Annotated in this window: 14 protein-coding genes; 4 read left to right on the top strand and 10 right to left on the bottom strand. The window is 70.2% G+C overall.

Translation table 11 applies throughout. The features are described 5' to 3' along the window. Positions 1–127: 127 nt before the first annotated feature. From IM697_RS34280 to IM697_RS34260, 5 genes are all read right to left on the bottom strand, one after another. Complete coding sequence (locus IM697_RS34280) at positions 128–1765, bottom strand: FAD-dependent monooxygenase (RefSeq protein ID WP_194039971.1); 1638 nt, start codon at positions 1763–1765, stop codon at positions 128–130. A 174-nt stretch (positions 1766–1939) separates the two neighbouring features. Next, the gene (locus IM697_RS34275; protein WP_194039970.1) at positions 1940–2842 is read right to left on the bottom strand and encodes an amino acid ABC transporter permease; all 903 of its coding nucleotides are present in this window, start codon (positions 2840–2842) and stop codon (positions 1940–1942) included. Next, a complete protein-coding gene (locus tag IM697_RS34270) occupies positions 2839–3513 on the bottom strand; it encodes an amino acid ABC transporter permease (RefSeq protein ID WP_194039969.1) in 675 nt (224 codons plus the stop codon). Before IM697_RS34270 ends, IM697_RS34275 begins: the two co-directional genes overlap by 4 nt. Positions 3514–3609: 96 nt before the next feature. Further along, complete coding sequence (locus IM697_RS34265; protein WP_194039968.1) at positions 3610–4452, bottom strand: glutamate ABC transporter substrate-binding protein; 843 nt, start codon at positions 4450–4452, stop codon at positions 3610–3612. 133 nt (positions 4453–4585) lie between these two features. Then, the gene (locus IM697_RS34260; protein WP_194039967.1) at positions 4586–5362 is read right to left on the bottom strand and encodes an amino acid ABC transporter ATP-binding protein; all 777 of its coding nucleotides are present in this window, start codon (positions 5360–5362) and stop codon (positions 4586–4588) included. A 288-nt stretch (positions 5363–5650) separates the two neighbouring features. Here IM697_RS34260 and IM697_RS34255 point away from each other — a divergent pair, with 288 nt between their 5' ends. Further along, positions 5651–6337, top strand: coding sequence for a response regulator transcription factor (locus IM697_RS34255; RefSeq protein WP_194039966.1), 687 nt, complete (start codon positions 5651–5653; stop codon positions 6335–6337). A 9-nt stretch (positions 6338–6346) separates the two neighbouring features. Further along, positions 6347–7738: a sensor histidine kinase gene (locus tag IM697_RS34250; RefSeq protein ID WP_194039965.1), complete on the top strand. Its 1392-nt coding sequence runs from the start codon at positions 6347–6349 to the stop codon at positions 7736–7738. Positions 7739–7756: 18 nt separating this feature from the next. Here the strand turns inward: IM697_RS34250 and IM697_RS34245 are convergent, their stop codons facing one another. Beyond that, positions 7757–8752, bottom strand: a complete 996-nt coding sequence (locus IM697_RS34245) for a TAXI family TRAP transporter solute-binding subunit (protein WP_194039964.1) — start codon at positions 8750–8752, stop codon at positions 7757–7759. Positions 8753–8872: 120 nt separating this feature from the next. Here IM697_RS34245 and IM697_RS34240 point away from each other — a divergent pair, with 120 nt between their 5' ends. Further along, the gene (locus IM697_RS34240) at positions 8873–9277 is read left to right on the top strand and encodes a pyrophosphohydrolase domain-containing protein (RefSeq protein WP_194039963.1); all 405 of its coding nucleotides are present in this window, start codon (positions 8873–8875) and stop codon (positions 9275–9277) included. Positions 9278–9312: 35 nt separating this feature from the next. On the opposite strand, the gene IM697_RS34235 is transcribed toward IM697_RS34240, so the two are convergent. The 3 genes from IM697_RS34235 to IM697_RS34225 form a co-directional block, all read right to left on the bottom strand. Next, on the bottom strand, positions 9313–10260 hold the full coding sequence (locus tag IM697_RS34235; protein ID WP_194039962.1) for an NADP-dependent oxidoreductase: 948 nt from the start codon (positions 10258–10260) through the stop codon (positions 9313–9315). Between the two features lie 134 nt (positions 10261–10394). Then, positions 10395–10691: a DUF2218 domain-containing protein gene (locus IM697_RS34230; RefSeq protein ID WP_194039961.1), complete on the bottom strand. Its 297-nt coding sequence runs from the start codon at positions 10689–10691 to the stop codon at positions 10395–10397. A 41-nt stretch (positions 10692–10732) separates the two neighbouring features. Further along, positions 10733–11404: a GTP cyclohydrolase II gene (locus tag IM697_RS34225; protein ID WP_194039960.1), complete on the bottom strand. Its 672-nt coding sequence runs from the start codon at positions 11402–11404 to the stop codon at positions 10733–10735. A 174-nt stretch (positions 11405–11578) separates the two neighbouring features. On the opposite strand from IM697_RS34225, the gene IM697_RS34220 reads away from it, so the two are divergent. Beyond that, positions 11579–12061: a MarR family winged helix-turn-helix transcriptional regulator gene (locus tag IM697_RS34220; protein WP_194039959.1), complete on the top strand. Its 483-nt coding sequence runs from the start codon at positions 11579–11581 to the stop codon at positions 12059–12061. Positions 12062–12112: 51 nt separating this feature from the next. Here the strand turns inward: IM697_RS34220 and IM697_RS45175 are convergent, their stop codons facing one another. Continuing rightward, positions 12113–13705, bottom strand: coding sequence for an oxidoreductase (locus IM697_RS45175; RefSeq protein ID WP_228044287.1), 1593 nt, complete (start codon positions 13703–13705; stop codon positions 12113–12115). Positions 13706–13807 lie beyond the last annotated feature (102 nt).

Raw genomic sequence — 13807 nt, 5'->3', positions numbered from 1 at the left:
CGTGAGCACCCGATGATCAAATACGCACCACATCCGGCGGCGTACGGCGTACGGCGTACGGCGTGCGGCATACGGCGTGCGGCATACGGCGCGCGCCGCGCGGCGGGGCAGCGGCCGACGGGCGGCGTCAGCGCGATCCGGCCGCCGCCCTCGCCCCCGCCTCTTCCGCAGCCTTGACCGGCCCGCCCAGCACGGCCTCGGCCGCCGAGTACAGATCGGCCGGCCGTACTCCGCTCAACGCCGTCACCAGATGACCGTCGGGCCGCACCAGCAGGACCGAGTGGGCGGCCGCACCCGGATAGCTCTCGGCGACCAGCAACTCGGCCGGATACGGCAGCGCCGTCACCGCGGCGGCCAGTCGGGGCATGACCCCGGCGGTCGCCCAGTGCTTGCGGTCCCACACTCCGGTTCCCGGCGCGATCAGCAGCACCAGCAGCGCGCCGCGCCCAAGCCGGTCCCGCAGCCGTACGAAGGAGCCGTCCTCCGCTGTGACCCGCACATCGATCACCGGTGCCCCACGCGGCGTGTCCACGGGAACCTCGCCCTCCAGCCGGCCGGGCGCGAGCGGCGAGTCGGCGTACGTCCCCGGCGCACCGATCGCTCCCTGCCCCAGGTGCCCGTCCATCAGCAGTGCGTCATGGCCCCGGGCGGAGCCGGGGACGTACGAGCGCAGCCCTCCGCCCGCGCGCAGCAGCGGCAGCGCCTGGTCGGCGGCGCGCAGCCGGGCGGCGACGACCGCGCGCCGCTCGGCCTGGTAACTGTCGAGCAGCCCCTCGTGCGGCCGGTGATGCCAGGCCGACGCCAGCTTCCAGGCGAGGTTGTCGGCGTCCCGCAACCCCTCGTCGAGCCCGTGGGTGCCGAGCGTGCCGAGGCAGTGCGCCGCGTCCCCGGCGATGAAGACGCGGCCCACGCGCCAGCGGCGCGCCAGGCGGTGGTGCACCGTGTGCACCCCGGTGTCGAGGAGTTCGTACGGCGGTGTCGGCCCGTCGGACCAGCCGGCGAGCGTCTCGCGGACGTGGGTCACCAGCAGCTCCGGCGTGACCAGGTCCTTGCCGGGGGGCAGCAGCCAGTCCAGACGCCACACCCCCTCCGGGAGCGGCCGTCCGGTGACCTCTCCGCCCGAGGGCCCGGACGTCCGCCACGGCGGCATCCGATGGAGCAACGCCTGACCTTCCCACGGAAGTTCCACGCGAAGCGCGGCCACGGCGTGTCGCTCCACCGCCGTACGGCCCGGGAAGCGGATGTCCATGAGCTTGCGCACGGTGGAGCGAGGGCCGTCGCAGCCGATGGCGTAGCTGCCGCGCCACCAGGTGCCCTTCGGACCGCGCGTGTGGACGGTGACGCCCGAGGACTCCTGCTCGATGGCGTCGAGGCGGCTGTCCACGGCGACCTTGACGAGCGGTTCGCCGGCGAGGGCCGTGCGCAGGGCGCTGGTCAGGACGTGCTGGGCGATGTGCAGGGGGGCGGGGTTGGTGAGGTTCTCGGGCGCTTCGTCGGCGTCGTCGAAGGTGACCTCGCGCATCACCTGCTTGCGCCGCATGGACCGCCATCCGGCCCAGTGGGTGCCGATCTCGCCGAGCGGCACACCGGTCAGGCGTTCCATGAGCGCGGTGGTGTCCTCGCGCAGGACGACGGTGCGTGCGAGACGGGGTTCGTCCTTGCCGGGTCCCTCGTCGAGGACGACGCACGGCACGTCCTGACGGGCCAGGGCCAGGGCGAGCGTGAGCCCGACGGGCCCCGCTCCGACGATGATCACCGGGTCCATGGCGCGGCGCCCCCTGCCCGCAGCGGTGTTCCCAGGAACGCGAGTGAACAGAAAGTTGGAGCAGGGTGCACGATCACAGAACGTATGCAACCCATTGCCGGTGCTTGCGTCAAGTGACGGAGGGCAGTGGCGATCATGCCACTGCCCTCCCAGCCAAAGCGATGTGACCAGTGGTCAGACCGCAGCACCGGTCCCGTAGCTGCCACCCGTCGCCGCCGGGTTCAGCTCCTCCATGTCCTCGGCGCTGAGCACGGCCCCCGTGCTCCTCTTGCTGCGCCGCAGCCGCTTCTCCAGCCAGCTCGCGAAGCTGGTGAGGATGAAGTTCAGCACGATGTAGATGACCGCCACCACGATGAAGCTTGGGACGACGTTGGCGTAGGCGGCTGCCAAGGTGCTGCGCGAGTTGAGTAGTTCCGTGAACCCGATCATCACGCCGCCCAGCGCCGTGTCCTTCACGATGACCACGAGCTGGCTGACGATGGCCGGCAGCATCGCCGTGACCGCCTGCGGCAGCAAGATGCTGTTCATCGTCTGGCCCTTGCGCAGGCCGATCGCCTTTGCGGCCTCCGTCTGCCCCTTGGGCAGGGCGAGGATGCCGGCTCGCACGACCTCGGCGAGGACGGACGCGTTGTAGAGCACCAGGCCGGTGACGACCGCGTAGAGGGGCCGCTGTTCACTACTGACATTCGTCCAACGGTCGTAGAACTCGTTGGCGAACAGCATCAGCAGCAGGACCGGGATCGCCCGGAAGAACTCGACCACCCAGGCGGCCGGAATCCGCACCCACACGTGGTCGGAGAGGCGCGCGATGCCGAAGACCGCGCCCAGCGGAAGGGCGATCACCATGGCCAGCGCTGCGGCCAGCAGCGTGTCGCCGAGCCCCGGCAACAGGTACGTCGTCCAGGCGTTCGACTCTGTGAACGGCTTCCAGAGAGCCCACTCAAGCTGCCCCTTTCCGTCCATGGTGTCCCAGACGAACCACGCGAGCAGGGCGAGCAGGACGAAGAAGACCACCGAGATGACCACATTGCGCCGCTTGGCGCGGGGGCCCGGTTCGTCGTAGAGAACGGAGCTCATCGCTTCACCGCCATTCGCTTGCTCAGCCAGCCGAGGAAGAGGCCGGTGGGCAGGGTCAGTACCACGAAACCGAAGGCGAAGACTGCGCCGATGAGCAGCGTCTGAGCCTCGTTCTCGATCATTGTCTTCATCAGGGCGGCGGCCTCGGCCACACCGATCGCGGCCGCCACGGTGGTGTTCTTGGTCAGGGCGATCAACACGTTGGCCAGCGGGCCGATGACCGAGCGGAAGGCCTGCGGCAGGATGATCAGCCGCAAGGTTTGGCTGAAGGTCAGCCCGATGGCACGGGCCGCCTCGGCCTGCCCCATCGGCACGGTGTTGATGCCGGAACGAATCGCTTCGCAGACGAAGGCCGCGGTGTAGGCGACGAAACCGAGGATCGCCAGGCGGAAGCCCTGGACCTTGAAGTCGGTGGCGCCCATTGTCACGCCGAAGATGTCGGCGAGACCGAGCGACGTGAAGATGATGATGACCGTCAGAGGGATGTTCCGGACGATGTTCACATAGGCCGTGCCGAAGCCGCGCATGAGCGGGACCGGGCTGACCCGCATCGCGGCCAGGAGGGTGCCCCAGACCAGGGAGCCGATACCGGAGAGCAAGGTGAGTTTCACCGTCATCCAGAAGGCACCCAACAGGGTCGGGTTGTCATAGTCAGAAAGAAAGTCGAACACGATCTCCCGCGCTTCCGGGTGGGTGGCGTATGTGGATAGCGCGGCGCGCCGCCGCCCTGATCGCGGTGGACGGCGGCGCGCCGGTGGATCCTTGCGCTACTTGACGATGACGCCGATCTTCGGCGCGGGCTCGTTCTTGTAGTTGGCCGGACCGAAGTTGTCGGCGACCGCCTTGTCCCAGGCCTTCTCCTGGACCATCTTCTCCAGGGCGGCGTTGATCTTGTTGAGAGTCTCGGTGTCGCCCTTCTGCACACCGATGCCGTAGTTCTCGTTGCTCAGTTTCAGGCCGGCGAGCTTGAACTTGCCCTTGTACTGCTCCTGCGAGGCGTAGCCGGCGAGGATCGAGTCGTCCGTCGTCAGAGCGTCCACGGCACCGCTCTGCAGAGCGGAGACGCACTCCGAGTAGCCGCTCCTCTCCGTCAGGTTGGCCTTCGGTGCGAAGTCGTTCTTGACGTTCTGCGCCGAGGTGGAGCCGGTCACCGAGCACAGCTTCTTGCCGTTGAGGTCGGTGGCCTCGGTGATGTCCGAGTCGGTCTTGATCAGCAGGTCCTGGTGGGCCAGCAGGTAGGGGCCGGCGAAGTCGACCGACTTCTTACGCTCGTCGTTGATCGAGTACGTGGCCGCGATGAACTTCACGTCACCGCGCTTCAGCGCGTTCTCGCGGTCGGGGGTCTTGGTCTCGACGAACTCGATCTGGTCGGCGTCGTAGCCGAGCTCCTTCGCCACATACGTGGCCACATCCACGTCGAACCCGGAGAAGGAACCGTCCGGCTCCTTCAGGCCCAGACCCGGCTGGTCGTACTTAATGCCAATCTTGATCTTGTCGCCGCCACCGGAGCCCGACCCGCTGTCGCTGTCGCCGTCGCCGCCGCAGGCGGTGGCGGTGATGGAGAGGACGATTGCAGCGGCGGCCGCCGCGGAGACCTTGCGGAGCTTCATGGTGAACATCCTTTGTGTGGAGACGAGATGCATGCCGTCAGGAGCGGCGGCGGGTGACGCAGGTCGTCGGCTGCGAGACGCAGTCCGTCAGTGGTGCGGGAACACAGTCCCTCAGTGGTGCAGGATCTGTCCCTCAGTGGTGCAGGATCTTGGACAGGAAGTCCTTTGCGCGGTCGCTGCGCGGGTTGCTGAAGAACTGGTCCGGCACAGCCTCTTCGACGATCTTGCCGTCCGCCATGAAGACCACCCGGTTCGCGGCCGAACGGGCGAAGCCCATCTCATGGGTGACGACGATCATGGTCATGCCGTCGCGGGCGAGCTGCTGCATGACCTCCAGGACCTCGTTGATCATCTCCGGGTCGAGAGCCGACGTCGGCTCGTCGAAGAGCATGACCTTGGGGTCCATGGCCAGCGCCCGGGCGATGGCCACACGCTGCTGCTGGCCGCCGGAGAGCTGGGCGGGGTACTTGTCCGCCTGGGAACCCACACCCACCCGGTCCAGCAGGGCGCGTGCCTTCTCCTCGGCCTTCTTCTTGTCCGTCTTACGGACCTTGATCTGGCCCAGCATCACGTTCTCGAGCACGGTCTTGTGCGCGAAGAGGTTGAAGGACTGGAAGACCATCCCGACGTCGGCGCGCAGCCGGGCCAGCTCCTTGCCTTCCGCGGGCAACGGCTTGCCGTCGATGGCGATCGCGCCGGAGTCGATCGTCTCGAGGCGGTTGATGGTGCGGCACAGGGTGGACTTCCCGGACCCGGAGGGTCCGATGACCACGACGACCTCACCGCGGGCGATCGTCAGGTCGATGTCCTGCAGCACGTGCAACGCGCCGAAATGCTTGTTGACGTTCTTCAGGACGACCAGGTCGCCGGACGCGGCCACATCTTCCTTGGCCACCGATACTTCGGTCATCGCTCTCAGGCTCCGTCCTCCTCGGTTTCGGAGGACAGTAATAACCGTATCCGACCTGCGTCATCAGTTCTGAGGGGAATCTGAGCATCACGATCCGATAGCAATCGGACACGTGTCGTAGCACTTGTGAGCTGGGAGCGTACCGGCTGGATAACGGAAGCAACCCGCAACCGGAACCCTCTTGACGGCGTCCTCGTCCATCAGCGTGACTTCCATGGTGCACGCGCGTGTGCACACGCATTGGGTATCTGTCCGAATTGTACGGCCGGTGAACTGAGGGAGGCCGGGATGAGACTGCTCCTCGTCGAGGACGACAACCATGTCGCAGCCGCGCTGTCCGCGGTCCTGGCACGGCATGGTTTCGACGTCACGCACGCGCGTAGCGGCGAGGAGGCTCTGCAGGCGCTCGTCCCGGAGGGCAACGGCTTCGGCGTCGTCCTTCTCGACCTCGGCCTGCCCGACCAGGACGGTTACGAGGTCTGCGGCAAGATCCGCAAGCGCACCAGCACCCCGGTGATCATGGTCACCGCGCGCTCCGACGTCCGCTCCCGCATCCATGGCCTCAACCTCGGGGCAGACGACTACGTGGTCAAGCCGTACGACACCGGAGAACTGCTCGCCCGGATTCACGCCGTCAGCCGGCGCACCGCGCCCGAGGACCCCGGCGCGAACGGCGACGGCGTGCTGCGCCTGGGCGCCGTGCACATCGAGCTGCCCACCCGGCAGGTCAGCGTCGACGGTTCGGTCGTCCAGCTCACCCGCAAGGAGTTCGACCTCCTCGCCCTGCTGGCCCAGCGCCCCGGGGTGGTCTTCCGCAGGGAGCAGATCATCAGCGAGGTGTGGCGCACGAGCTGGGAGGGGACCGGGCGCACCCTCGAGGTGCATGTGGCGTCCCTGCGCGCCAAGCTGCGGATGCCGGCGCTGATCGAGACCGTACGCGGCGTCGGGTACCGGCTCGTCGCCCCGGGCTCGTAGCGGGCAAGGGTGCGCACTCGCCTCCTCCCGCTGCTGATCGTCCTGATGGCGGCCGTGCTGCTCGCGCTCGGCATCCCGCTCGGCGTCAGCCTGGCCTCGGCCCAGCAGCAGAACGTCGTCGTCGACCGGATCGACGACACGGCGTACTTCGCGGCCATCGCCCGGCCCGCCGCCGACCCGACCACCGGCTCCCGTGACGAGCTGCGCATCCTCAGCCGGGAGCTGGAGAGCTACTACGACGTCTACGGCATCCGGGCCGGCGTCTTCCTGCCCAACGACACACCGCTGGCCAACGGGCCGACGACCTGGTTCCTGCCCGAGACCGGCGAGGTGCGCGACGCCTTCGAGGAGTCCCTGCTCAGCCGGCGCAGCCACGACCCCGAGCAGGTGTGGCCCTGGCAGCGGGGCCGTCTCGTGGTCGCCTCGCCGGTGATCCGGGACGGTGACGTCGTCGCGGTCGTCGTCACGGACTCGCCGACCGGGCAGATGCGCTCGCGGATCCTGCACGGCTGGCTGATCATCGGCGCCGGTCTGACGGCCGCGATGCTGGTGGCCGTCGGGGCCGCCCTCAGGCTGACCGGCTGGGTGCTCAGGCCGGTGCGCGTACTGGACGTCACCACGCATGAAATCGCGAGCGGCCGGCTGAAGTCACGGGTCGCGGTGGCCAGTGGTCCGCCGGAGCTGCGGCGGCTGGCCCGGTCGTTCAACGAGATGGCGGACAACGTCGAGGACGTGCTGGAGCAGCAGCGCGCCTTCGTCGCCGACGCCTCGCACCAGCTGCGCAATCCGCTCGCGGCGCTGCTGCTGCGCATCGAACTGCTCGCCTTCGAGCTGCCCGAGGGCAACGAGGAGATCGCGTCGGTGCAGGCGGAGGGCAAGCGCCTGGCGCAGGTCCTGGACGATCTGCTCGACCTCGCCCTGGCCGAGCACACCGCCGCCGACCTCCGGCTCACCGACGTCGGCGCGCTCGCCGCCGAGCGTGTCGCCGCCTGGGCGCCGACCGCCGAGGCCAAGGGCGTCCGGCTGGTGGGTACCTGCCCGCCGACCACCGCCTGGGCCGATCCGGTGGCGCTCTCCAGCGCGCTGGACGCGGTGATCGACAACGCGGTCAAGTTCACTCCGAAGGACCAGAGCGTCGAGGTCACCGTCGCCTTCAACGGCACCGCGTCCACCATCGAGGTGACCGACAACGGCCCCGGCCTCACCGACGAGGAGCTCGCCCGCATCGGCGACCGCTTCTGGCGCAGCGGCCGCCACCAGAACGTCAAGGGCTCGGGCCTGGGCCTGTCGATCTCCCGTGCGCTGCTCGCGGCGGGCGGAGGCTCGATGGAGTACGGCCATCATGAGCCGCACGGACTGCGGGTGACGGTGACCGTGCCCAGGTCGGCGCCCACGGCGTAGCGGGGCCGGCGAGGGTTCCTACGGCTTGACCGAGCGGTAGTAGCGCCTGGCGCCGTCGTGCAGGGCCAGCGGGGCGGTGTAGATCGCCGTGCGCAGGTCGACGAGCTGGGCGGAGTGGACGTGGGCGCCGATGCCGTCGCGGCTCTTGATCACCGTGCGGGTGAGCCACTCGGTGAGGCGGGGGTCCGTGTCCTTGCGGGTGACCAGCAGGTTGGAGACGGCGATCGTGGCCACCGTGTCGCCGTTCTGGACGGTGGGGTAGGCCGACTCCGGCATGTTGGTCGCGCGGTAGTAGTGGGCCGCGTCGCCCCGGGCGTGCACCTTGGCGACCAGATCGGCGTCGATCGGCACGAACCGGAACGCGGAGTTCTCGGCGATCTTCGCCAGCCCGTCCGTCGGCACGCCGCCCGACCAGAAGAAGGCGTCGAGCTCGTGCCCCAGTCGCTTGGGCCCGGTGTCGATGCCGTCCGCCCTGGGCGTGATGTCCTTCTCCGGGTCGATGCCGGCGGCCTCCAGCACACGGGTGGCGATCAGCCGTACGCCGGAGTTGGGCAGCCCTATGGCCACCCGCTTGCCCTTGAGGTCCGCGACGGAGCGGATGTCCGAGTCCGGCGGGACGACGAGCTGTACGTAGTCGTCGTACAGGCGGGCGACACCGCGCAGCCGGTCGGTGACGGGCTTGCCGCCGCTCTTGAAGGTGTCCACCGCGTCGGCCGCGGCGATGGTGAAGTCGGCCTGGCCGTTCGCGACGCGCTCCACGTTCTCCTGCGACCCGGCGCTCGGCAGCAGCCGCACCTTGAGCTGCGGCATGTCCTTGGCCAGCTCGTTGCGCAGGAGCTCGCCGTACTCGTGATACACACCCGCGCGCGTGCCGGTGCTGAACGTGATCGTCCCGCTCGGCGGCTCCTCGCCCAGGGGCCACAGCCACCACAGCAGCAGCCCGAGGGCCACGAAGCCGGCGACCCCGCCCTGAAGGGCGCGGCGCCTGCCGATGCGGGTGAGTGCCTTGGACATGGCGGCGATCCTGCCAGCCGGAAGGCGGTGCTGACCAGGGCCGAGGTCACAGCGAGGGGGGTGGGCGGAACCGGAGCCGTCCGCGGTCGGACTGCCGGTCCCGGCCGCTACAGTCGCCGCATGAGTTCCTCTCCCGCCGATCTGGTCCGTGAATTCCACCTCGCCTTCGGGCTCGACGCCCGCAGTACGCCGACGGCGGTCTCCCCGGAGATCGCCGCGCACCGCGGGGAGCTGCTCGCCGAGGAGGCCGCGGAGGTCGCCGAGGTGTCCGTCACCGGCCCGCTCGACAAGCTCGCGCACGAGCTGGCGGACGTCGTCTACGTCGCCTACGGCACGGCTCTGGTGCACGGCATCGACCTCGACGCCGTACTGGCCGAGATCCACCGCTCCAACATGAGCAAGCTGGGCCCCGACGGCCAGGTCGCCCGCCGGGCCGACGGCAAGGTCCTCAAGGGCGAGCACTACGAGGCACCGGACGTGTCGGCTGTGCTGCGCCGCCAGGGGTGGGCGGCCGAAGGGGCCTGAGCGGCCGGGGCGTCGCAGCGCGGTGGGCCAGGGCGTCAGAGCAGGATGACCGTCTTGCCGCGGGAGCCCCCGGCGCGGGCGCGGGCCACGGCGGCCGGGGCGTCGGCCAGGGGGACCTCGGCGTCGATCGTGATGCGGAGCTTCCCCGCGTCGGCGAGGGCGGCGAGGGACTCCAGTTCCTTGCGGCTGGGGTCGTTGACGAGGTTGACGCCGTGGATCTCGCGGGCGGCCAGGGCGTCGGGGTCGACGGCCCGGTTGGTGCTCACCAGGGTGCCGCCGGGCTTGAGCAGACCCGCCAGGGCGTCGATGTCGCCGCCGGGCTGGGTGACCAGGTCCAGGACGGAGTCGATGCCCTCGGGGTGGGCGGCCAGGACCTGCTCGGCGGTGGGTACGGCGGTGAAGTCGATGGTCTCGTCGGCGCCGAGATCGCGAAGGTGGCCGGCGATGTCGCCGGTGGCCGTGGCCAGCACCCTGGCGCCCTGGAGCGCCGCGAACTGGATCGCCGACTGGCCCACGCCGCCGGACGCGCCGTTGATCAGGATCACGTGCCCGGTGTCGAGGCGGGCGGCCTCGATGGCCTGGTAGGCGGTGACGCTGGCGGTGGGCAGGGCCGCGGCGACCGGAAACGGCAGGTCGTCGGGCATACGGGCGACGGTCCCGTTCTCGGCGGCCAGGACGTACTCGGCGTAGGAGCCGCGGCCGTACGGGAGGTTCATGAACTGGCCGTAGACGGTGTCGCCGGGCCGGAAGTGGATCACCCCGGGCCCGATGCGCTCGACCACGCCGGCGCCGTCGGAGCCCAGGACGAGCGGGAAGCCGTGCTCGACCGCGCCCTTGAGAGCTCCGTCGACGACCTTCCAGTCGAAGGGGTTGAGCGCGGCGGCGTGCAGCCGGACCAGCAGCTCGCCCGGCCCCGGCTCCGGCATGGGCAGGTCGGTGAGGAGCGGCTCGGCGCCGAAGTCGGTGATGGTGACGGCCTTCATGACGGTGCCTTTCTCTGGGGCGCCTGAGCTCGGGTCGTTCGTGCGGTGTGGTCGTGCGGTGCGGTCGTGCGGTGCGATGCGGTCGTGCGTGCGGTGCGGGCCGCAGGTCGTGCGTGTCGTACGCGGTGCGGGGGTCAGCCCTCCGTGGGCTCGCCCCAGGTGACGCTGAGTTCGTTGCGCCGGCCGAAGCGTTCGAGGTGGCTGCCCACGACGTCCTGGATGGCGGTGAGCGAGGACGTGTCGGGTGCGGTGACCCGGATCAGCAGGTGGTCGTCCTGGGGTTCGAGGACGACGTCGGTGGTCTGGAAGGTGAGGCGCCGACCGCCGTCCGGCCTCTCCTCGACGGGGATCTTCCGGCCGAAGTGGGAGGCGAGCTGCTTGGCGTAGCGCGGGGCGGCGTCGGTGGCGACGCGGGCGTGGGAGGAAGGCATGGAGTGCTCCGGGGGAGGCGTGGGAGTGCCGCTGGGGCGGGTCACCCGGCCAGCGCGGCGAGGCCGGCCGGTTCGGGCAGCGTGATGGTGTGGTGGGTGTGCTGCGCCTTGGCGTGCAGATAGCGGAGGTTGCTGTCGGTGGCGAAGACGCCGGTCGGCCGGACGAAGCGCACGGCGACGCCCAGCTCGCGCAACTGCCCGGCCTTGTCCGGGTTGTTGGTCAGCAGGTCCAGGTCGCCGATGCCGAGGGCGGTGAGCATCTGGGCGGCGGCGGTGTAGTCCCGGCCGTCCTCGGGCAGGCCCAGCGCGGTGTTGGCCTGGTAGGTGTCGAGGCCGGCGTCCTGGAGGGCGTAGGCGTCCAGCTTGTTGTACAGGCCGATGCCGCGGCCCTCCTGGCGGAGATACAGCAGGACGCCGCCGGTGGCCGCGATGCGCTCCACTGCCTCGCGCAGCTGCGGACCGCAGTCGCAGCGCGCCGAGCCGAACACGTCCCCGGTCAGGCACTCGGAGTGCAGCCGCACCAGCGGTGCGGGCGCCGCCGTGGGATCGCCGAGGACCAGGGCGACATGCTCCTCGCCGTCGGCCAGGCCGTGGAACGTGACGGCCTCGGCGGCGACCTCGTAACCGTCGGCGAAGCGCAGCGGGATGGTTACGCGGGTGCGCACCGAAGCGCCGGAGGATGCTGCGTGGCCTGTGGAAGGGGCGGCGTCCATGAGTACTCCTTCGAGGGCGGGATATAGCCGGCAGGTTCAAATTTGAACCTCGATGCGACGACGATAGCCCGAAGCTTCAAATTTTGAACATCCCGATGTGGTGTTGCGCCGGTCACATCGAGCGGCTGCAGGTGGCTCAAGTTCGAATTTGAACGACCGCGCTAACCTGGACGTATGGCCGAACCGCAGTGGCTGAATGAGGACGAGCTGCGCGCCTGGTACGCCTTCGTGGCCGCCGGAGCGCTCATTAACCGCCGCCTGGATCAGCAGCTCAAGGAGGACGCGGGGATCACGCACCTCCAGTACGAGATCCTCGTGCGCCTCAACGCCGCCAAGGACCGCGAGCTGCGCATGAGCGAACTCGCCAGCGCCCTGCTCAACTCCAAGAGCGGCCTGACGTACCAGATCACCCAGCTCGAGAAGGCCGGGCTGGTGGCCCGGCGCTCCTGCGCGAGCGATGTGCGCGCGGTCTACGCCGTCCTCACCGACGCGGGCAGGGAAATGCTGGAGCAGGCGGCGCCGGACCATGTCGCGCTGGTCCGCAGGCTGCTCATCGACGTCCTCACGCCGGGACAGCTCGCGGCCGTCGCCGAGGGACTGGGCGAGGTCACCCGGCGCATACAGGAGCAGGAGAGCGAGGCCGGAGCCGCGCGGTAGCGGGCGAGGAGCGGGATACGGAAGGGGCGGGGCTCCGGGAGCCGGCAGGCGTCACGCGTTCCGGTTCGCCGCCCCCGTGCGCGCTGCGGCCGTCGTGGGCAGCCAGGAGCGGTAGCGGCGCAGCGCCCGGTGCTGCTGCAGTTGGTCGGTCACGAGTGCGTGGGCCGGGCGGGTGCCGAGCGCGGGCCGGAGTCCGCGGGCGACGCGGCGCATCTGGTGCCGGACCAGTGCCATGGTGGCCGCCGAGGCGAGGGCCTTGTCCGACCAGGTCACCGACCGCAGCCTGCCGTCCGCCTCCCGGCCTTCGCGCCAGCGCGCGGGGAGGTCCGGAGTGGCCGCGAGGGCGGTGCCCATGCCGACCAGGGAGACTCCGCCGGCGAGTACCTCCTCGGCGGTCTCCCGCCGGGTGATCCCGCCGGTCAGCATCAGCGGGAGCGGGCTGGTGGCGACCAGATCGGCGGCGAGGTCGAGGAAGTAGGCCTCGCGGGCCCGAGTACGGGCGTCGGTGGCGCGGCCCGACGTCGCCGTGCGGTCTGTGTCGGCTGTGTGCCTTGATGTCGCCGTGCGGTCTGTGTCGGCTGTGTGCCTCGATGTCGCCGTGCGGTCTGTGTCGGCTGTGTGCCTTGATGTCGCCGTGCGGTCTGTGTCGGCTGTGTGCCTCGATGTCGCCGTGCGGTCTGTGTCGGCTGTGTGCCTCGATGTCGCCGTGCGGTCTGTGTCGGCTGTGTGCCTCGATGTCGCCGTGCGGTCCGTGTCGGCTGTGTGCCTCGATGTCGCCGTGCGGTCCGTGTCGGCTGTGTGTCCCGACGTCGCCGTGTGGTCCCCGTCGGTCGCGTGTCCCGACATCGCCGGGCTCTCGTAGTTGCCGCCCGACAGCTCCACCAGGTCGACGCCGAGCGGGTCGAGCATCGCGATCACGCGGCGCGCGTCGTCGACGTCGAACCCGCCGCGCTGGAAGTCGGCCGAGTTGAGCTTCACCGCGACCGCGAACGAGGGCGCCACCGCGGCGCGGACCTCGCGCACGACGTCCAGCAGGAACCGAGCCCGGTTCTCCAGCGAGCCGCCCCACGCGTCGGTGCGCGTGTTGACCAGCGGGGACAGGAACTGCGACAGCAGATAGCCGTGCGCGGCATGGATCTGCACCCCGTCGAACCCGGCGCGTTCGGCCCGCACCGCCGTCGTACGGAACCGCGCCACCGTGGCCTCGATCTGCTCCGAAGTCATGGCGACGGGGCGGCCGAACCGCTTGCTGTGCCGGCCCAGCTCGACTCCCACGGCCGACGGCCCCCACACCACACCCGGCATGCCGGCCAGGACCTGCCGGCCGGGGTGGTTGATCTGCATCCACATCGCCGCGCCGCCCGCCTTGCCGGCCTCGGCCCACTCGGCGTACGGCTCCAGCGGCGCCGCCTCGTCGAGTACCAGGCCGCCGGGGACGGTGAGGGCCTCGGCGTGCACCATGACGTTGCCGGTGATCAGCAGCCCGGCGCCCCCGGCGCCCCAGCGCCGGTACAGCGACAGCACCCGCCGGTCCGGCAGCTGGCCGGCACCGGCCATCCCGCCCTCCATGGAGGCCTTCGCGATCCGGTTGCCCAGCACCTGCCCGGACCGGAGCCGAACCGGGGAGAACAGTTCGCTGGACATCCGACGCTTCCTTTCAACTGCCCGACAGGTGAACGGAGCTTACGGTGGGCGATCACGACGTCCTCGTCGGGACCCCGCGCGGGAGCACGGGGACAAGGGCCC

The sequence above is a fragment of the Streptomyces ferrugineus genome (genome assembly GCF_015160855.1).
Classification (GTDB): Bacteria; Actinomycetota; Actinomycetes; order Streptomycetales; family Streptomycetaceae; genus Streptomyces; species Streptomyces ferrugineus.
The sequence above is the reverse complement of the archived record's forward strand: the minus strand, read 5'-3'. Positions and strand labels throughout refer to the sequence as shown.

Coding starts and splice junctions, on each gene's coding strand:
- IM697_RS34280 (WP_194039971.1), bottom strand. CDS start 1,765: ATGGACCCGGTGATCATCGTCGGAGCGGGGCCCGTCGGGCTCACGCTC.
- IM697_RS34275 (WP_194039970.1), bottom strand. CDS start 2,842: ATGAGCTCCGTTCTCTACGACGAACCGGGCCCCCGCGCCAAGCGGCGC.
- IM697_RS34265 (WP_194039968.1), bottom strand. CDS start 4,452: ATGAAGCTCCGCAAGGTCTCCGCGGCGGCCGCCGCTGCAATCGTCCTC.
- IM697_RS34260 (WP_194039967.1), bottom strand. CDS start 5,362: ATGACCGAAGTATCGGTGGCCAAGGAAGATGTGGCCGCGTCCGGCGAC.
- IM697_RS34255 (WP_194039966.1), top strand. CDS start 5,651: ATGAGACTGCTCCTCGTCGAGGACGACAACCATGTCGCAGCCGCGCTG.
- IM697_RS34245 (WP_194039964.1), bottom strand. CDS start 8,752: ATGTCCAAGGCACTCACCCGCATCGGCAGGCGCCGCGCCCTTCAGGGC.
- IM697_RS34240 (WP_194039963.1), top strand. CDS start 8,873: ATGAGTTCCTCTCCCGCCGATCTGGTCCGTGAATTCCACCTCGCCTTC.
- IM697_RS34235 (WP_194039962.1), bottom strand. CDS start 10,260: ATGAAGGCCGTCACCATCACCGACTTCGGCGCCGAGCCGCTCCTCACC.
- IM697_RS34230 (WP_194039961.1), bottom strand. CDS start 10,691: ATGCCTTCCTCCCACGCCCGCGTCGCCACCGACGCCGCCCCGCGCTAC.
- IM697_RS34225 (WP_194039960.1), bottom strand. CDS start 11,404: ATGGACGCCGCCCCTTCCACAGGCCACGCAGCATCCTCCGGCGCTTCG.
- IM697_RS34220 (WP_194039959.1), top strand. CDS start 11,579: ATGGCCGAACCGCAGTGGCTGAATGAGGACGAGCTGCGCGCCTGGTAC.
- IM697_RS45175 (WP_228044287.1), bottom strand. CDS start 13,705: ATGTCCAGCGAACTGTTCTCCCCGGTTCGGCTCCGGTCCGGGCAGGTG.